Here is a 17,743-nt window from a genome sequence, read left to right as displayed (position 1 = left end):
TCACCCCGCACGTAGCCCAGAACAACACCAACCGGCGCTCCGCCATCGACAGGCGCACGACACGCCATCCCGGCTACGGCCTCTCCCAGAAAATCCGCAAGCGGATCGAGGAGGTGTTCGGATGGACGAAGACCTGCGGCACCATGCGAAAGACCCGCCATCGAGGCCAGGACCGCGTCGGATGGTCCTTTACGCTCACCGCTGCCGCCTACAACCTCATCAGACTGCCAAAACTTCTGGCCGCGGCCTAATCGTGTCGCTCACGTCACCACGACCGCGCCAACGTGGCCGGTATCTCCGAATTTCACCCTGAAACGAGCGACAGACCAGTCCCCCTCCTTCGAACGCAGATCGACGGTGACCACTGCGGCGCCTTTTTCCGCAGCCTGCTAAACTCGAAACAGCCAGCGAGGCATAGCCATTGGGCATCAGTGGCGCGAGAATGGCGCAGACGGTCACACACCCAAAAAAGATGGCGGCGGCCCGCACATTGGCGTCGGCATGACGCTTGGCGAGCCATTCGACGAATATTCCGCCCAGCAGCAAACCCAGTAGCGAGGCGACCAAGGTCATCGATCCCATGACCGCACCGATCTGCGCTTCATTCCAGCCATAGGTGCGGATCATGAACGGCACCCGCCAGAATTGCAGCCCGAACACCTCGATCGCGCTGAGTGCAAGACCCGCGAATAGCGGATAGTAAACTCGGCGCTTGGCATGGATCGCCTTGGCTGCATCCAGCCCGGTAAATGTCAGGATACGGCGGCCAAGCGGTGCGTGGGCCGGCGGCATGATGCTGCCGAGGGGTGCTGCCTGACGTGATGGTTCCCTAATTGTGAGGAAGAGCAGCGCGACCAGCAACGCAGGCAGGCCCAGCCAGATCATCAACCATTGCCAGCCCAATATGGTAAAGCCGCCATGGACCGTTGGCGCCCATCCCGCCGCCACCCCAATCAGCATTCCGCCGATGATTGGTCCCAGCGTGGTACCGCCGATAAAGCCGAATTGTAGCAACGCAAATGCGCGGGTCAGGATGCGCGGGGGGAATGCGTCGGCCAGTAGCGAATAGGATGCGGGCGCGTGCGCCGATCCGCCGGCCGCCAGAAACACGCGCGTACCGACAAATTGGGTGAAGCTCTGCGCTACACCGCCCAGCGCGGTAATGACGCCGATGGCCGCGACCCCACCCGCCAGCACGAATTTGCGCGGAAAGATGTCAGCGAGGCGAGCAAGCGGGATGCCGACAAATAGATAACAGACAATGCTCGCCGGTCCCGCCAAAAAGCCGAGCTGCGAATCGGAAAGGCCGAAATCTGCCTTTATCCGTTCGGCCAGCATGGCGAACACGACCTGTTCGAAGAATGTCACGAACGTCGCCAGGATGATGACGAACAAGGCCCAATAGGCCGCCGTCATGGAATAGGCAGATGCGACGCCCTGCGTGACCGGGCGCGCATGGTCTTCGCATCGATTCTCGGTCGCGATCGGCGCAGGTGCCAGGGCCACAAGCCTTCTCCTCTTTCCGCCTGCCCCTGTACCGGGCTGATTTTTTCGGCTTGGAGAATTTGTAAGTGAAGTATACGAATATGGCGAGAGTAAAAATTCACGACCGTTAGAAATATGGGTGATGGAGAGAGCGATGCTGAACTTTGAAGGGCGAACCGCCTTTGTAACCGGGGGGGGCAACGGCATCGGGCTGGGACTGGCCCGCGCATTGTGTAAGCATACGCCGAGTACCGCGGCGCAGTTTGGATCAGGCGGCGCTGTCTCTTATACACATCGTGTATAAGAGACAGCAGCGCAGTGAACGCTCGGCGGCGGTGTTTGAGAGACAGACCTTGCCATCGCAGAGGAAGCGGGTGAACGCGGCCCAGCGGCGCAGCATATAGTTGATGGCCTTGGCGAGGTCGTGGTTGCGCGAGATCCGGGCCAGCTGCGCGTTCCGCCATTTGTGGAGCTCGGCCATCAGCGGCGCGCTGAGTTCCTGACGGACGGCGAGGCGCTCGGCCGGGCTCTTGCCATTGATGTCGCGCTCGATCGCGAACAGGGCGTCGAGCTTCTGCACGGCCTCGAGCGCGATCGGATAGACGATCGGCGCCTTCTTGCCGCGGCTCTTCTTGCGTGCCGCGCCCTCGACGTCGGCGAGCTCGAAAAACTTCCTCCGCGCGTGCGCGAAGCATCCCGCCTCGAGGATCGGCCCGGGCTGCCGGTTGGGCGCATAGAGCTCATTGTAGCCGCTATAGGCGTCGGCTTGCAGAATCCCTGACCAGGCCGTGAGGTGGCGCCGTGGATGGTCGCCGCATCGGTCGCGGGAATAGTAGAAGACGACCGAGGGCGGATCATTGCCCCCGAAGGGTCGATCGTCATGCACATAGTTCCATAATCGACCGGTGACGGTCTTGCCCCTGTCTCTTATACACATCTAGATGTGTATAAGAGACAGGGCATGAGCGCCTGACAGGCCGCACCGATCTGGTCAGCCAGTGTTGACACGCTGAGCGGCACGCCTTCGCTGGCGAAGCGCTCGGCCTGGCGGTGGAGCGGCTGATGCTGGCCGTACTTGTCGAACAGCAGCATGGCGAGGAAGCTGGGGCCAGCCCATCCGCGCGGGGTGACGTGGAAGGGTGCGGGCGGCTGCGTGATCTTCTCGCAATCCCGGCAGGCGAACTTCTCACGCACCGTCTGGATGACCTTCCACGAACGCGGGATCACCTCGAGCGTCTCGGTTATATCTTCGCCGAGCTTCGACAGGCGCCCGCCCCCACAAGCCGGGCACGAGCACGGCGCGGGCACGACGACGCGCTCGCGCGGCAGGTGGTCGGGAAATGGCTTCCTGACCGGCTTCCTGCGCTGGAAAGCGGAAACGGTTGCCGTCATTGCCGCGGCGGCTTCGGCGGCGAGTTCGTCCTCGGCCGCGTCGGCTTCGAGGTCTTCGAGCCGGAGCTCAAACTGCGCGAGCAGCCGCTCCGTGCGTTCGGCACTGGGGCCGAACTGCTCACGCCTCAGCTTGGCGTTCTGCAGCTTGAGGTGTGCGATCAGCGCTTCGGTGGCGCTCGCGAGGGCGCGGGCGTTGGCCAGCTCGGCCTCGACGCTTGCGGCGCGTTGCTCAGCCTCGTCAGCCCTCAGAAGCGCCGTTGCGAGGAGCGCCTTGAGCGCATCGGCGTCGTCCGGAAAGGGCGAAACGGCGGCTTCCATGAACGAAGTGAATCATCCCCAGGCCCCGAGGGCAAGCCGAAAATGCGCGGTCTTGTGAAGTTATCCGGCACTCTGCGGACGCCAGCTATACTGCGGGTTGCGCCAGTCGATCCCGTCGAGCAGGCAGGCCAATTGCGAACTCGTCAGCGACACCACGCCGTCCTTCGCGGAGGGCCAGATGAACTTACCCTTCTCGAGCCGCCGTGTGTACAGCGACATGGCAATCCCATCATGCCAGATAATCTTTATCAGCGATCCGGAGCGGCCCCGGAAGACCCAGAGATCGCCGGCGAACGGGTCCCTGGTGAAGTGCTGCTGGACCATCGCCGCCAGGCTCTGCATCCCGCGCCGCATATCGGTATGGCCCATCGCGATCCACACCCGCGCACCCGACGGGATCATCGCACCGCCCTCAGCGCAGCCGCTGCCAACGCCGGCGGCGTCGATGCCGAAATGCGCATCCGCCGACCATCGGTCAGCTCCAGCACGATCGCCGCTTCCGGCTCGGTCGGTGCGGTGGGGACCACGGCCGGCTCCGGCGTATTGTCGATCACCGCCGGGACGAACGCCTCTTGCACCCGGCGCAGAGCCGCACGACGCCACTGATAGATCAGGCTACGAGAGACGTCGTACCGCCGCGCAACGTGCTGGACCTTGGCACCAGGCGAAAACGCCTCACGAAGAATCTCGAGCCGTTCCTCATCCGACCAATCCCGGCGGCGAGCAGCCCCCGTCAACACCGTCACCTGCGTCATGGCTGTCCTTAAGCGCGTCCTTATGTGCGACCTTAAGGACGTCCTGCGCACTCCTCTGCGCTTCGGCAAGCGGGTCAGGCCGGACGGTTACCGCATTGTTGGCGCGTGGCGCCAAGGTCGCGATTGCCGATATTCGCGAGGATGCCATCCATACCGCGCTCAAGACGCTGGATAATCAGCATGTCATCGGCATTCCGCTCGACGTCGCATCGCGCAGCGGTTTTGCCGACGCGGCGGATGAGGCGGAGCGGGCGCTGGGTCCGATCAGCCTGTTGTTCAACAATGCCGGGATCAACCTGTTCCAGACGATCGACGAGTCCAGTTTTGATGATTGGGACTGGGTGATGGGCGTCAATCTTCACGGCGTCATTAACGGTGTCATGACCTTCGTCCCGCGGATGAAAGCGGCGGGGCTGGGCGGTTATGTCGTCAACACAGCCTCTATGGCGAGTTTCCTGTGCGGCGGTGCTCCGGGCATCTATAACACGACGAAATTCGCGGTGCGGGGGATGAGCGAATCGCTCCGCTACAGCCTCGCCCCGCACGATATTGGCGTGTCCTTGCTTTGCCCTGGCCTGGTAAAAAGCCACATCTATGCCAGCGACGAAGTTCGTCCAGCGACATTGAGCGAAAACGCCAAGCCCGTCGACAGCAATGCCGTAGCCCGTTTGGCCCAGATCCACGAATTCGGCATGGAGCCGGACGTGATCGCCGCGCGCACATTGGAGGCGATGCAGGAGAACCGCTTTCACATCTTCCCGCATCCGGAATTTCAGGATGAATTGCGGGTGGTGTTCGACGAAATTCTGGCCGATTTCCGTCCCTATCCGGCAGATGCCGGCCACGACCAGCGCGTCGGGTTCGAACAGATGCGGCGGGAAAGCTATGCCAAGGCCAGAAAGGCCGCGCGCGAGCGGGCTTAGGCTAAACGGCGAACAGATCGCCCTGTCGCGGGCGCGCGGGCGGTTTCGCGGTCTGGCGAGGGGTACCGACCAGCACCCGCGCTCGCCCCGTCAGCGTGTAGACGGCCTGCCGCTGCGCCCCGCGATTGAGATGGTCGACGCGATAGCCCTGATAGTGGCGCTTGAGCAATCCGGCCTTGACCAGTTCAGACGCCGCTCGGCTCAGGTTCGTCTTGCCTGACGCGCGGACGCGCGTGCGCACTTCATCCTGCACCAGCGCTTCATCAACCGCCATGTCCCCGGTCAATCGATCGTCCTTGCGCAACTCCTCTCGCACGCGTTCGACCAGCGCCATGCGCCGGGGATCGCGATGCCCCATCGGGATCAGCGCGTCGCACAACCAGTCGCGCAGCGGCACAAGCGCTTGGCCCGTCCGTACCATCGGGCCAGCGCTGCCGTCAGGCCTGGCGACGTCCGCGATCAGGGTCAGCAGCATGAAGGCATAGCGGGGACGGGAGCAGCAATGTGACAATTGGTCGAGCAGCAGGGACAAATCACTGCCGACGGGAATGCGGGATGGGACAGGCGCATGAAACATAAGGTGAATCAAGCATAGTCCGATTGGCTTGTGAATCCCTTATTTCCAACGAGTCGCACTTTGTCGCTCGTGACACTTTGCCACCCGGTAAAGTGTCACGGCTGAGCCTTTACCGGCGAATGGCGAGATGCAGTCTGGCGTCAGCGACATGAAAACAGCATGCTATGGGCGGTGTTCGGATATGGATGGGCGAGACGACCGGGCGGCCTGACCGACCAGTGGGGAGCGATAAACAGCTATTCCGACACTGAGCCGAACATAGGCACGAATGATATGTGATTTAACATAATCCTTGTTATCGGACTTTATCTGACGATGATCTGGTCGAAGCCGTGCCGATCGACCGATCATACCAAAGGCTGGTTGCCCTGTGTGGGCTCCATGATACATCCGTTCGTCGGCGGTCGTTTTTTGCTGTGGTGGAAATTGCTTCAATCACCGTTCACATTCGGATTGCCATAGCAACGACAGTGCACGGTAATGAGGCATAGCGAAGGGATGAGCGGAAGCATGAGAATGGCACGGAGTTTGACCGGACTGACAATCGCTGTGGTCGCGATGGCTGCCACGCCCGCGCTGGCCCAGGCCGGCGATGCAGCCAAGGGCAAGATTGTGTTCGCGCGCTGCGCACTATGCCATGATGTCAAGCCGGGACCCAAGAAGATGGGACCCAATCTGGCTGGCCTGTTTGGCCGCACTTCCGGCACGATGGCGGGCTTTGCCTATTCGCCCGCGATGCAGAAGGCGAAGGTCCGCTGGGACGCCAAGACACTCGATACGTTTTTGACCAAACCCAGCGCCCTTGTGCCGGGTAACCGCATGGCCTTTGCCGGCGTACCGCAGGCAGCTGACCGCGCCAATCTGATCGCCTATCTTAAAGCCGAAACGAAATAAGCGTCATGCCTTCATGTCGATGGTGGCGATCAACCCGCCATCATCGGCATTGCGCAACCGTACCGACGCTTCGAAGCTCATGGCTAGCGATCGGGCGATGGTGAGGCCGATGCCGGTGCCGGTGCGTCCGCCGGGCTGACCAGTTGCACCGCGCGTAAACGGTTCGAACATCTGGTCGAGCCGGTCGGCTGGAATGCCCGGTCCCCGGTCGCGGATATGGATCAGGACACGGCCCCCTGTTCGCGCGCAACTGATGTCGGCGCTGCCGCCATAGCGTACTGCATTGTCGACCAGATTGGCGATGCAGCGGATCAGCGCGTTGGGCTTGACGCGGACGGTACCGCCGCAGCCGGTCAGGAACCGCACCGGCGCGCCCAGTTCTTCCGCATCCTCGGCCATGCTGGCAAGCAGTGAGTCGATGTCGAGGACTGACCACTCCTCCCTTGCTTCCGTGCTGCTGGCCAGGTCCAGCCCCTCCCGCACCAGCTGCTGCATGGCTTCATGATCAGCCAGCAGCCGGGCGCGCAATTCCGCATTTTCGACCAGTTCCAGCCGCAAACGCAACCGGGTGAGCGGCGTCTGTATGTCGTGGCTGATCGCGGCGAGCAGTTGCGTCCGTTCGGCAAAGCCCGCTCTGGCGCGCCGCTGCATGAGGTTGAAGGTGGAAAGCGCGGCGCGCACCTCCTCAGGCCCGCGTTCTGGAATTTCCTCCGGGTCGAGCGATACCGAAAAAGCCTCCGCTGCCTGTTCCAGTCGACGCAACGGTTTGGATACGAAGCGGGCGACGAATATCGCAAGACCGGCTGACGCGGCGACGATCACCAGCAAATAGAGCGGATTGAATATGGTGCTGGGCGGCTTGGCGAGGCGCGGAAAGCTGAGCGCCATTTCGCGCCGTTGCCCGGCATGGTCGGTAAAACGAACGATCCAGCAGTCTGGCCGCGGCGCATCGATCAGGCCAGCCGCCCGTTCCCAGCGATTTGTGTAGCTGACAAAGCAGAGGCCCGTCGGCACCTGCCCGGCTTCCGGCTGCGATCGCGGACCAAGACGTTCGACAAGCGCCTCCTGCAACGCTGTATCCGGTTCGGCAAGCGCGACTCCGGGCGGTGCTGGCGCTGCGCCTCCTATGCTGTGGTCGGCCATCATCGCCTCGGTCCGCGCAGCATCCCGCTGCAAACGGTTGGCAATGTCCACGGCGCTGGCCACCACGCGCTGCCGCCGCACCCGCTCAAAATCATGGCGGCGGGTCTGTTCCGCCACCAACAGCGCAATGATCGCCGCGACCGTCATGCCCAGCGTCAGGATGACGAAAATCTGCCCGGCCATGGACCGGAAAAAGCTGCGAACCCGGCCGCCCAGCCGCGCTATCATGAATAATCCACCGCGCTGGCCAGCACATAGCCCTCGCCCCGCACTGTCAGGATCAGTTCGCTGCCGCCTGCAACACTGCTCAGCTTCTGTCGCAAGCGGCTGATCTGGAGATCGATGGAGCGGTCGAACGCGGCGGTGGCGCGCCGTTCGGGCAGCAAGGCTTCCCGTCCCAGCACGATATTGGGCTGCTCTATAAAATGGCACAGCAGTCGATATTCCGCCGATGACAGCATGACCAGCCGATCATCTGGCGCAATCAGCCGTCGCTGGACCAGGTCAAGCCGCCACGGGCCGAAATGGGCGTAACGCGCCGAACCTGCCCTGCCCTGCGCGCCATTGTCGCCACGACCCCGGCGCAACAGGTTGCGGATGCGCACCAGCAGTTCGCGCGGTTCGAACGGTTTGGTCAGATAATCGTCAGCGCCCAGTTCCAGCCCCAGCACCCGGTCGATCGCACTGCCCCGTGCGGTCACCATGATGATCTGCACATCCGATCCCTCCCCGCGCAATTCGCGGCACAGCGACAGACCATCGCCGTCGGGCAGGTTGAGGTCGAGGACGATGAGGTCGACCGCATGATCGCGCAATGTCTGCCGCAATTCGCCCAGATTGGCAGCGGACAGCAGCCGGTAATTTTCCTGGGCCAGTTGCCCGACGATCAATTCCCTGATGTCCGCGTCATCGTCGACGACCAATATGGTTGCGGCACGAGTGGAGGCAGTGTCGGGCATCCCCCTTCCCTAGCGCGTTGCGGGGCGAAAGTCTGCCCGGCGGTCGTCGATGATACAGGGTGATACAAAGCGATACGCTGCGCCGCACACTGGGACAGACGGATGCCAAATTTGGCTATGCCGGTGCTGGTAAAATAGCCAAGACACGAGGGTCGGCTGCCCCCTCGCCGACACCATGCGGAGTCCTTGCGATGCCTGTCCGTCCAGCGGGACGGGCAATCAGCACCCTCGATCCGGCCGTCAGCGCGCTCCCCCCTCCCCCCTGCGCGCCCGGAAGGCAAAAGCGGCGCCACAAGCGCATCGCAAGGCTCCGCCTGGTCAAGAAGGAAACCCAGCCGCCTATGTTTGCGCCATTGCCTGTACGTTCCCTCTCCTTGCTGGCGCTTTGCCTGGCCATGACCGCCTGTGGTGACAAGCCGCCGCCGCAAAAGGGATCGATCGAAGTGGGCGTGGTGACGCTGACGACCCGCGATGTGACGGTGGCGAGCGAATTGCCTGGCCGTACCGTATCGACCATGATGTCGCAGGTCCGTCCGCAGGTAGCCGGCGTCATCCAGAAGCGGCTGTTTACCGAAGGATCGCTGGTGAGCGCGGGACAGCCCCTCTATGAGATCGACCAGCGGCTGTACCGGGCGTCCCGCGACGAGGCGATTGCCGCGCTGGCGAGCGCGCAGGCGAGTGCTGCTGCGGCGCAGGCGAAGGCGCGGCGCTATGCCACCCTGTCGGACAATGAAGCCGTCAGCGCGCAGGAGCGCGACGACGTCAACGCAACCGCGCGGCAGGCGGCCGCCGCCGTTCAGCAGGCGCGCGCTTCCCTGGCGACCAGCAACGTCAATTTGCAATTCACGCTCGTCCGCGCGCCGATCAGTGGCCGGATTGGCCGAACATTGTTCACGCAGGGCGCACTGGTCACGGCCAGCCAGGCGGACCCGTTGACCACGATCCAGCAGCTTGACCCCATCTATGTCGACATCACCCAGTCGAGCGCCCAACTGTTGCAGTTGCGGCGGTCGCTGGCGGCGGGCAGGACGCTGCCAGCCAGCGCGACGATCCGGCTGAAACTGGACGATGGCAGCGATTATCCGCAGGCGGGGCAGATCGAATTTGCCGAACCGATCGTCGACGTCAACAGCGGCACCGTGACCCTACGGGCGCGTTTTCCCAATCCCGACGGGCTGTTGCTGCCCGGCATGTTCGTGCGCGTCGTCGCGCCGCAGGCCGTCGTGCCCAACGCCATTCTGGCCCCGCAACAGGGGATCAGCCGCGACCCCAAGGGCAATGCGACGGCGCTGGTGGTGACGAAGGACAATAAGGTCGAACGGCGGACGGTCATGGCGGGACAGGCGATTGGCGATGCTTGGCTGATCACTGACGGGCTGAAGGCCGGCGACCGGCTGATCGTGGAGGGCACCGACAAGGTGAAACCCGATGACCAGGTGAAGCCCGTGACCATCGCGACCAAGAAGTAGGAACCCGGTCTTGCTCAGTCGCTTTTTCATCGAACGGCCGATTTTCGCCTGGGTCATCGCCATCGGCGTGATGATCGCGGGCATCGGGGCCATGCTGTCGCTGCCGATCGCCCAATATCCCGACATTGCGCCGCCGTCGGTCGGCGTCAACGCGACCTATCCCGGCGCGTCCGCCGAAACCGTTGAAACCAGCGTTACCCAGGTCATCGAACAGCAACTGACCGGCATCGACGGGCTGATGTATTTCTCATCCTCATCCTCCTCGACCGGGCGTTCGTCGATCACGGTGACGTTCGTGAAGGGCACCAACCCGGACACGGCGCAGGTGCAGGTGCAGAACAAGGTGCAGCAAGCGCTCAGTCGCTTGCCCAACGCCGTGCAGCAGCAGGGGTTGACCGTCACCAAGTCGCAGACCGACTTCCTGATGCTGGTCGGCCTTTATGATGAGACCAACCGGGCTTCGCAGTCCGACATTTCCGATTATCTGGTCAATCATTTCCAGGATTCGATCGCGCGGATCGACGGCGTGGGATCGTCCCAGATATTCGGATCGCAATATGCGATGCGGATCTGGCTCGACCCCTACAAGCTGGCCGCCGTCAAGCTGATGCCGTCCGACGTGCAGAGCGCGATCGCCGCGCAGAATGTCGAAGTGTCCGCCGGGCAGATCGGCGCTGATCCCGCCCCTGCCGGGCAACAGCTCAACGCGACTGTCACGGCGCGGGCGCGGCTGCAGACGCCCGAGCAGTTCCGCAACATCATCGTCAAGACACAGAGCGACGGGTCCATCGTCCATCTGTCCGACGTCGCGCGGGTCGAACTGGGCAATGAAAGCTATACTACTGCGGCCCAACTGAACGGTCATCCAGCGTCGGGCATGGCGTTGCAGCTGGCGCCGGGGGCCGATGCGCTCAAGACAGCGGAACTGGTCAAGGCGCGGGTGGCGACGCTGTCGACCAACCTGCCCGACGGCTACAGGATCGTATTCCCGCGCGACACGACGCCCTTCATCAAATTGTCGGTCGAGGAAGTCGTCAAGACATTGATCGAGGCGGTGCTGCTGGTCGTCGTCGTGATGTTCCTGTTCCTGCAAAGCTGGCGCGCGACGCTGATTCCGACGATTGCGGTTCCTGTCGTGCTGCTCGGCACATTCGGCGTGCTGGCGCTATTTGGCTATTCGATCAACACGCTGACCCTGTTCGGCATGGTGCTGTCGATCGGGTTGCTGGTCGACGACGCGATCGTCGTTGTCGAAAATGTCGAGCGCATCATGGAGGAGGAAGGGCTGTCGGCGCGCGAGGCGACGATCAAGTCGATGGAGGAGATTGGCAGCGCACTGGTCGGCATTGCGCTCGTCCTGTCGGCCGTATTGTTGCCCATGGCCTTTTTCGGCGGATCGACGGGCGTAATCTATCGCCAGTTTTCGATCACGATCGTGTCGTCCATGCTGCTGTCGGTGCTGGTGGCGCTGATTCTGTCCCCGGCCTTGTGCGCCACGATCCTGAAACCCATTGCAGAGGAACGGCGGAAACAGGGCTGGTCGGGCAAGTTCAATCGCTGGTTTGATCGACTCACCGATGGCTATGTTCGCCGTACGACGCGCATGCTGGGCAAGCGGACGCTTTTCTGGGGTGGTTATGTGGTCATTCTGGCCATCCTTGTCCTGCTGTTCGTCCGGCTGCCCACCAGCTTTCTGCCGGTGGAGGATCAGGGCCAGGTGATGGTGCAAATGACCCTGCCCGCCGGTGCGAAATCCAGTCGGACCGCTCGCGCGGTGGAACAGATGCAGAATTATTTCCTGAATGACGAGAAGGACAATATCTCCTTCGCCTTCGTCATGACCGGCTTCAGCTTTGCAGGCCAGGGCGAAAATACCGCGCAGGGCTTCATCAATCTGGCGCCATGGGGCGATCGGCCGGGCGCCATAAACAGCGCCAATGCAATTGTCGGGCGGGCCAACAAGCAGCTTGCCGCCATCCGCGATGCGCGGGTGCTGGCGATGACGCCGCCTGCCATTCGCGGCCTTGGCCAGTCCAACGGCTTCACCTTTGAACTGCTCAATAGCGGCGGGCTGTCGCGCGCGCGCTTTCTGGAGTTGCGCGATCAGTTGCTGGCCGCTGCGCAGAAGGACCCGCAGCTTGCAGGCGTGCGCGCCGCCACGCTGGAGGATACGCCACAGCTCAAGGTCGATATCGATTCCGAAAAACTGGCCGTTCTGGGGCTGACCCAAAGCGATGTCGATAATGTGCTGACATCCGCCTGGGGTAGCCGCTACGTCAATGATTTCGTTGATCGCGGCAGGGTGAAGCGTGTTTATATGCAGGCTGATGCGCCCTATCGCGCGCTGCCGAGCGATCTCGACAAATGGATGGTGCGGTCGAACGTGACCGGCGAGATGGTTCCCTTCTCCGCCTTCGCCACCAGCCACTGGACGATGGGACCGACCACCGTTGCGCGCTTCAACGGGCAGTCCGCCTATGAAATTCAGGGACAGGCTGGCCCCGGCGCGAGTTCGGGCGAAGCGATGGACCGGATCGTCGAATTGCAGAAGCAACTGCCCGCCGGCACCAGCTATGCCTGGAGCGGCCTGTCCTACCAGGAGCAATTGTCGGGCGGGCAAGCGCCGTTGCTTTATGCGCTTTCCGTGCTCATCGTCTTTCTGTGCCTGGCCGCGCTGTATGAAAGCTGGTCGATCCCCTTTGCCGTACTGCTGGTCATTCCCCTGGGTCTGATAGGCGCAGTGGTTGCGGTGTGGGCGCGCGGGCTGGAGAATAATATCTATTTTCAGGTCGGGCTGCTGACCACCATGGGGCTGGCGGCGAAGAATGCGATCCTGATCGTCGAATTTGCCGAACTGGCACATCGGCAGGGCAAGGACGCCCTGTCGTCGGCGCTGGAGGCGGCGCGGCTGCGGTTCCGGCCAATTCTGATGACCAGTCTGGCTTTCATCGCAGGGGTCGTCCCGCTCGCCGTCGCCACAGGCGCGGGCGCGCAGAGCCGTATCGCGATCGGCACGGCAGTGGTGGGCGGCATGGTGACGGCGACGGTGTTGGCGATCTTCTACGTGCCGCTCTTCTTCGTCACCATCGCCCGGCTGTTCGGCAATGACCGGCCGACCAAGCCCGATCCGGCCCCGCCCGCTGCCGGAGTGCCCGCATGAACCGTACCGCGCTTCCTTTGGTCGCTGGGTTGATGCTGGCAGCTTGTACCATGGCTCCGGCCTATAAGCGCCCTGCCCCGCCGATCCCGGCGATGCTCCCGACGGGTGAAGCCTATGCGCCTGCCCAGGTTGGCGTGCAGCCAGGACTGGCCTGGGGGCAAGTCGTCAGCGATCCGGCGCTGTGCACCGTGATCGAACGGGCGCTGGCCAATAATCGCGACCTGCGCGCGGCGCTGGCCAACATAATGTCGGCGCGCGCCCAATATCGGGTACAGCGCGCGGCCCAACTGCCAACGCTGACGGGTGATGCGGGGGCGAACGTCACCCGGCAAAATGACAGCTATAGCGCCGACATCGGCATCAGCGCCTTCGAAATTGACCTGTTCGGTCGGGTCCGCAGCTTGAGCGAAGCAGCGCTGGAAAATTATCTGGCTACGCAGCAGGGCGCCCGCGCCACGCGCATCGCCCTGATCGCGGAAACCGCCACGGCCTATGCAACGCTGGCTGCGGATCGGGGATTGCTGGACCTGTCCCGCCAAACGCTCGCCAATGCAGAGCGCAGCCTGAAGCTGACCCAATCGCTCAACGGCGCGGGGCTGAGCGGCAAGCTGGATGTCTTTCAGGCGCAAACCATAGTGGAACAGGCGGCGTCGGACGTCGCCGTCAATGTGACGCAGGTGGCGCAGGACCGCAATGCGCTGGACCTGCTGGTCGGTGCCCCAATCGAGGATGCGTTGCTTCCGACCTCGCTTGATGGCTTGATCGCGGGGATAGCAAGAGTGCCCGCCGGTCTGTCGTCCGACATGCTGCTCCAGCGGCCCGACATCTTGCAGGCCGAGCATCAGCTCAAGGCCGCCAATGCCAATATCGGCGCGGCACGCGCGGCGATGTTTCCGAAAATCAGCCTGACCTCGGCGATCGGCATTGCCAGTTCGGCGCTGTCTTCGCTCTTTACCGGCGATGCCTTCACCTGGTCGGCCAGCCCGTCCGCGACCATGCCGATATTTGGCGGCCCCGCCCGCGGCAATCTGGATTATAGCAAGGCCCAGCGCGACCTGGCGCTGGCGCAATATGAAAAAGCGATCCAGACCGCCTTTCGCGAAGTCGCCGACGGGCTGGCGCGCGACGGCACGATCGACGCGCAACAGGCGGCTCAACGCCGTCTGGTCGCCGCCAGCCAGCGCGCCTATGATCTGTCCGAACAGCGATACCGGTCGGGAATCGACACATTCCTGAACACGCTCGTCAACCAGCGGGCGCTCTATAGCGCAAAGCGGACCGCAATCGCCACGGACCTTGCGCTCGCCAGCAACCGGCTGCGGCTATACAGGGTCATCGCCGCCGACCAGTAAAAGATAGCGCTATCATAATTCGGGTTGACCATGGTTTTTGCCCGGCCTAGTCCCTGGGAAACGAACTATATTTGACAAGGACCGTCGCCCGGTGCTGATCAGGCAGGCATTTCTGGGCTGTGTCGCAGCGCTGGCTTCCATATCGGCAATGCCTGCCATCGCCAAACCTGTGATCGACTGCCCGTTGCGCGATATGCCGTTTTCGACGGCAACGCCGCTGATCGACATATTGCGTAGCCCTGCGGCACGGAGCGTGGTGGACAAAGTCGTTCCCGGCCGGATCGATACATTGCCGCCTTTCTTTACCGGCACGACGCCGCCAAGCTTCTCTGCAATCCTGTCGCTTCGTGAAGCCGTCGGCATGCTCCAGATCAAGCCTGACAAGGTCGCCGCGATTGAGGCTGAGCTTAAGGCGCTGCCGGTGACCGATGCGGAAAAAGCGGCACGCTGCGCCCGATACGACAATGATGTGCCCACATTCGCGCTGCCCGCTGGCCGTCCGCGACTGCTGCTGTTTGAAAAGATCAACGGTTTTCGCGACGGACCATCGGTTGATGCAGCGCGCAAGGCATTGCTGGGCATGGCCAGGCGCATGGGCTGGTCGATGGTCGTCACCGACAAGGGTGGCGCATTCAATCCCGGCACGCTGCGCACATTTGACGCTGTCATCTGGAACAATGCCAGCGGCGACGTGCTGACATTGTCGCAGCGCAAGGCGCTTCAGGCCTATCTGGCGCGCGGTGGCGGTTTTGTGGGCATGCATGGCACGGCGGGCGACCCGGTGTATTTCTGGGACTGGTATGCGGACAGGCTGATCGGCGCGCGGTTCAAGGGGCATCCATCCCATCCACAATTTCAGGAGGCGCGCATTGCGGTGAACAAGGCGCATCCTCTGGCAAGCGCGCTGCCCGCCGAATGGCGGATGACCGACGAATGGTATTCTTTCCGTACCAACCCGCGCACGGCTGGCGCCGATGTGCTGCTGACCCTGGATGAGAGCAGCTACAAGCTGGAGGATGGCTTGCGGATGGGCGATCACCCGCTGGCCTGGACAAACTGCATCGGCAAAGGCCGTATTTTCTATTCGGCCATTGGCCATTTGCCCGAAAGTTACAGCCAGGCGCAGCATGTCAGCCTGCTCGAAAGCGCCATCGGCTGGGCCGCCAATCGCAACGCACCATGCAGGGCCAAGGGGTAGGCCAGCCGGGCAAAAACGCGACAGATGACATCATGCCTCCGCCCGAAATGGCGGCAAAGGGTGGCCACCGGTCCTATTGGATGATAGGAGCGGCGCAAGGCAGATAGTGACATGACATCCTCACCCACCCGTCCCGGCATATACGCACGCGGGACCGAAACGGTCGACCAGATCCTCAAGGCAGCGCTGGCGGTATTGATCGACGAAGGGGCGGACGCCTTCACCCTGCGCCGAATCGCCGCGCGCTGTGATATGAAGGTCGGCAATGTCAGCTATCATTTCCCGCGCAAGGAAATGCTGATCCAAGTGATGCTGGACGAACTGGTCGATTCCTATGGCGCGATGATGGACCAGATGGTGCGCAAGCCGGGCCTGACGGTCGAAGAACGGCTACGGCGCGTCATCATCCTGTGCCTGGATGATATACAGAGCAAGCGCACCACCCATTTATTCACCGAATTATGGGCATTGGCCAATCATAGCGATTTCGTCGCCGATCGGGTGCGCGCCTTTTACGAACGGGTGCATCGCGCCATCGGCGAATATGTCGCTGAGCTCAACCCGGACCTGACCGCCGACGAAGTGCATAGCGTCGCCCTGTTCATCAGCGCGTCGATGGAAGGATCCACCCCGTTTCTGGGCTATGGCAAACCATGGGCGCACAAAATGCCGGCCTTTACCGCGCTTGCCGCGACGTCGTTGATCCAGCTGGCCAAAACGGTGACATCGCGGGATCTTGAAGGGTTGATGACAGAGGCCGCCTAGAGCGAACAAACCGGCCAAATGGGCACCATATTGCTGCATTGCAAAATATATTTCCGTTCCGCCCCCGAAACCCCTTGACCAATACCGGACAGCTGTCCAATCTTTGCGCAGACGCCGGCGTACAGACCCGATGAGTCAGCCCCGCCGTCCGCACGATCAAGGGGGATCACGCCAGATGCCGAAGACCGCCGCCCGGGGATTGTTCGCTGCTGCCGCATGGGGATGGGCACTGCTCGCCGGCCCGACGCAGGCCGCGCCCGCCGATACCGGCGCGGCGCTGGAAATGGAAACGTCTGACGTCCTGAGTATCACTCCGCCCAAACCAACTTGGTTCTTTGTGGATGGCGGTTGGGACATGCCGGGCACTAGCATCTTCGACGGCGAAACCGGCAAGATGAAGGGCATGGTTGAAACCCGCCGCCTGGCCGATTTCGCGATCGATCCAGCGGGGAAATATTATTATGTCGCCGAAACCATCTGGTCGAAGGGCGATCGCGGCACGCGGCAGGACATGGTTTCTGTCTATGACAGCCAGACATTGAACCTGATCACCGAAGTCCCGCTGCCGGGCCGCATATTGATTGGCGCGCGGAAGAATAATTTCATCGTCAGCGACGATGGCAAGACCGCCTATGTCTATGATTTCAGCCCCGTGTCCGGGGTGAATATCGTCGATCTGGTCAAGCGTAAGTTCGTAACCGCCGTGGAACTGCCCGGTTGCGCCAGCATGATGCCCAATCCGGGCGTTGGCTTTTCCGCCCTTTGCTCGGACGGATCGCTGGCAACGGTCGCGATCAAGGGGACCAAGGCGAACATCACCCATAGCGCGCCCTTCTTTTCGGCGACCGACGACCCGATCTTCGACAATTTCACCTATGACAAGCATAAGAAGGAAACGACCTTCCTGACCTATACTGGCCAGATTTATCAGGCCAAGCTGGGTCCGACGCAGACCATTTCTGCGCCCTTCTCGATCCAGGCAGCTGCCGGCATCCGTCCGGGCGAAACCAAGCCGCTGGAGCTCAACTGGTATCCGGGCGGTCGCCAGCCCATGGCGCTGCATCGACCGTCCGGCCATTTGTTCGTACTGATGCATATGGGCGAATATTGGTCGCACAAGGCGTCCGGCACCGAAGTGTGGGAGGTCGATCTGGCCACGCAAAAGGTCGTCAAGCGGCGCACGCTCAAGGAACCGATGAACAATATCGAGGTGTCGCAGACCGACAAGCCGATGCTGTTCATGAACGGCGAAGGCGGCAACGCCATTGTCGTCGACGTCGCGACGGGTGAAGAAAAGCACAAGATAGAAAGAGCCGGGGGCAGCACCATCACGGTTGCGGACCCGTCCTGACC

The 17,743-nt window shown here is 62.4% G+C and carries 15 protein-coding genes and 1 pseudogene; 9 read left to right on the top strand and 7 right to left on the bottom strand.

Annotated elements, in window-relative coordinates; translation table 11 throughout:
• The coding region (locus FE851_RS26890; RefSeq protein WP_261371026.1) for a transposase at window positions 1-251 on the top strand (251 nt) is incomplete at its 5' end.
• Here FE851_RS26890 and FE851_RS16870 read toward each other — a convergent pair.
• The 4 genes and pseudogenes from FE851_RS16870 to tnpA all read right to left on the bottom strand — a co-directional run bounded on the left by FE851_RS16870 (window position 220) and on the right by tnpA (window position 3,950).
• On the bottom strand, window positions 220-1,506 hold the full coding sequence (locus FE851_RS16870) for an MFS transporter (protein WP_261371025.1): 1,287 nt from the start codon (window positions 1,504-1,506) through the stop codon (window positions 220-222). The two genes, FE851_RS26890 and FE851_RS16870, sit on opposite strands and share 32 nt — an antisense overlap.
• 289 nt (window positions 1,507-1,795) lie before the next feature.
• Window positions 1,796-3,195 (bottom strand): annotated as a pseudogene (locus tag FE851_RS16865) (transposase); the annotation flags it as partial.
• Window positions 3,196-3,255: 60 nt separating this feature from the next.
• Complete coding sequence (gene tnpB, locus FE851_RS16860) at window positions 3,256-3,597, bottom strand: IS66 family insertion sequence element accessory protein TnpB (protein ID WP_145204634.1); 342 nt, start codon at window positions 3,595-3,597, stop codon at window positions 3,256-3,258.
• Window positions 3,594-3,950: an IS66-like element accessory protein TnpA gene (tnpA, locus tag FE851_RS16855; RefSeq protein ID WP_145204632.1), complete on the bottom strand. Its 357-nt coding sequence runs from the start codon at window positions 3,948-3,950 to the stop codon at window positions 3,594-3,596. The genes tnpB and tnpA overlap by 4 nt, the downstream gene beginning before the upstream one ends.
• A 2-nt stretch (window positions 3,951-3,952) precedes the next feature.
• Here tnpA and FE851_RS16850 point away from each other — a divergent pair, with 2 nt between their 5' ends.
• Window positions 3,953-4,873: an SDR family NAD(P)-dependent oxidoreductase gene (locus FE851_RS16850; RefSeq protein WP_261371061.1), complete on the top strand. Its 921-nt coding sequence runs from the start codon at window positions 3,953-3,955 to the stop codon at window positions 4,871-4,873.
• A gap of 1 nt (window position 4,874) precedes the next feature.
• Here the strand turns inward: FE851_RS16850 and FE851_RS16845 are convergent, their stop codons facing one another.
• Window positions 4,875-5,450, bottom strand: coding sequence for a hypothetical protein (locus FE851_RS16845; RefSeq protein ID WP_019052336.1), 576 nt, complete (start codon window positions 5,448-5,450; stop codon window positions 4,875-4,877).
• 510 nt (window positions 5,451-5,960) lie between these two features.
• Here FE851_RS16845 and FE851_RS16840 point away from each other — a divergent pair.
• Window positions 5,961-6,344, top strand: coding sequence for a c-type cytochrome (locus FE851_RS16840; RefSeq protein ID WP_145204949.1), 384 nt, complete (start codon window positions 5,961-5,963; stop codon window positions 6,342-6,344).
• Between the two features lie 3 nt (window positions 6,345-6,347).
• On the opposite strand, the gene FE851_RS16835 is transcribed toward FE851_RS16840, so the two are convergent.
• Both FE851_RS16835 and FE851_RS16830 read right to left on the bottom strand, forming a co-directional pair.
• Window positions 6,348-7,715 carry an ATP-binding protein gene (locus FE851_RS16835; protein ID WP_145204947.1) on the bottom strand — a complete coding sequence of 456 codons (1,368 nt, stop codon included), beginning with the start codon at window positions 7,713-7,715 and terminating at the stop codon, window positions 6,348-6,350.
• Entirely contained in the window at window positions 7,712-8,446 is a 735-nt protein-coding gene (locus FE851_RS16830) for a response regulator transcription factor (RefSeq protein ID WP_145204944.1), read from the bottom strand. The genes FE851_RS16835 and FE851_RS16830 overlap by 4 nt, the downstream gene beginning before the upstream one ends.
• A gap of 341 nt (window positions 8,447-8,787) precedes the next feature.
• Between FE851_RS16830 and FE851_RS16825 the strand changes: the two genes are divergently transcribed.
• The 6 genes from FE851_RS16825 (at window position 8,788) to FE851_RS16800 (ending at window position 17,741) form a co-directional block, all read left to right on the top strand.
• Window positions 8,788-9,915: an efflux RND transporter periplasmic adaptor subunit gene (locus FE851_RS16825; RefSeq protein ID WP_186378876.1), complete on the top strand. Its 1,128-nt coding sequence runs from the start codon at window positions 8,788-8,790 to the stop codon at window positions 9,913-9,915.
• 10 nt (window positions 9,916-9,925) lie between these two features.
• Window positions 9,926-13,075, top strand: a complete 3,150-nt coding sequence (locus FE851_RS16820) for an efflux RND transporter permease subunit (RefSeq protein ID WP_145204941.1) — start codon at window positions 9,926-9,928, stop codon at window positions 13,073-13,075.
• Window positions 13,072-14,427, top strand: a complete 1,356-nt coding sequence (locus FE851_RS16815; RefSeq protein WP_145204937.1) for an efflux transporter outer membrane subunit — start codon at window positions 13,072-13,074, stop codon at window positions 14,425-14,427. The genes FE851_RS16820 and FE851_RS16815 overlap by 4 nt, the downstream gene beginning before the upstream one ends.
• A gap of 91 nt (window positions 14,428-14,518) precedes the next feature.
• Complete coding sequence (locus FE851_RS16810) at window positions 14,519-15,625, top strand: ThuA domain-containing protein (RefSeq protein WP_145204934.1); 1,107 nt, start codon at window positions 14,519-14,521, stop codon at window positions 15,623-15,625.
• A 111-nt stretch (window positions 15,626-15,736) separates the two neighbouring features.
• The gene (locus FE851_RS16805; RefSeq protein ID WP_095687299.1) at window positions 15,737-16,390 is read left to right on the top strand and encodes a TetR/AcrR family transcriptional regulator; all 654 of its coding nucleotides are present in this window, start codon (window positions 15,737-15,739) and stop codon (window positions 16,388-16,390) included.
• Window positions 16,391-16,565: 175 nt separating this feature from the next.
• Window positions 16,566-17,741 carry an amine dehydrogenase large subunit gene (locus FE851_RS16800; protein ID WP_186378875.1) on the top strand — a complete coding sequence of 392 codons (1,176 nt, stop codon included), beginning with the start codon at window positions 16,566-16,568 and terminating at the stop codon, window positions 17,739-17,741.
• Window positions 17,742-17,743: the final 2 nt, after the last annotated feature.

It is taken from the genome of Sphingobium sp. B2 (assembly GCF_007693735.1).
GTDB lineage: Bacteria > Pseudomonadota > Alphaproteobacteria > Sphingomonadales > Sphingomonadaceae > Sphingobium > Sphingobium xenophagum.
Note: the sequence above shows the minus strand (reverse complement) of the source record. Positions and strands in the feature narration are given on the sequence as shown.

Excerpts from the sequence above, each read along its gene's own strand:
- FE851_RS16840 (WP_145204949.1), top strand. The coding sequence starts at position 5,961 with ATGAGAATGGCACGGAGTTTGACCGGACTGACAATCGCTGTGGTCGCG.
- FE851_RS16835 (WP_145204947.1), bottom strand. The coding sequence starts at position 7,715 with ATGATAGCGCGGCTGGGCGGCCGGGTTCGCAGCTTTTTCCGGTCCATG.
- FE851_RS16800 (WP_186378875.1), top strand. The coding sequence starts at position 16,566 with ATGCCGAAGACCGCCGCCCGGGGATTGTTCGCTGCTGCCGCATGGGGA.
- FE851_RS16845 (WP_019052336.1), bottom strand. The coding sequence starts at position 5,450 with ATGTTTCATGCGCCTGTCCCATCCCGCATTCCCGTCGGCAGTGATTTG.
- tnpA (WP_145204632.1), bottom strand. The coding sequence starts at position 3,950 with ATGACGCAGGTGACGGTGTTGACGGGGGCTGCTCGCCGCCGGGATTGG.
- FE851_RS16805 (WP_095687299.1), top strand. The coding sequence starts at position 15,737 with ATGACATCCTCACCCACCCGTCCCGGCATATACGCACGCGGGACCGAA.
- FE851_RS16825 (WP_186378876.1), top strand. The coding sequence starts at position 8,788 with ATGTTTGCGCCATTGCCTGTACGTTCCCTCTCCTTGCTGGCGCTTTGC.
- FE851_RS16830 (WP_145204944.1), bottom strand. The coding sequence starts at position 8,446 with ATGCCCGACACTGCCTCCACTCGTGCCGCAACCATATTGGTCGTCGAC.
- FE851_RS16815 (WP_145204937.1), top strand. The coding sequence starts at position 13,072 with ATGAACCGTACCGCGCTTCCTTTGGTCGCTGGGTTGATGCTGGCAGCT.
- tnpB (WP_145204634.1), bottom strand. The coding sequence starts at position 3,597 with ATGATCCCGTCGGGTGCGCGGGTGTGGATCGCGATGGGCCATACCGAT.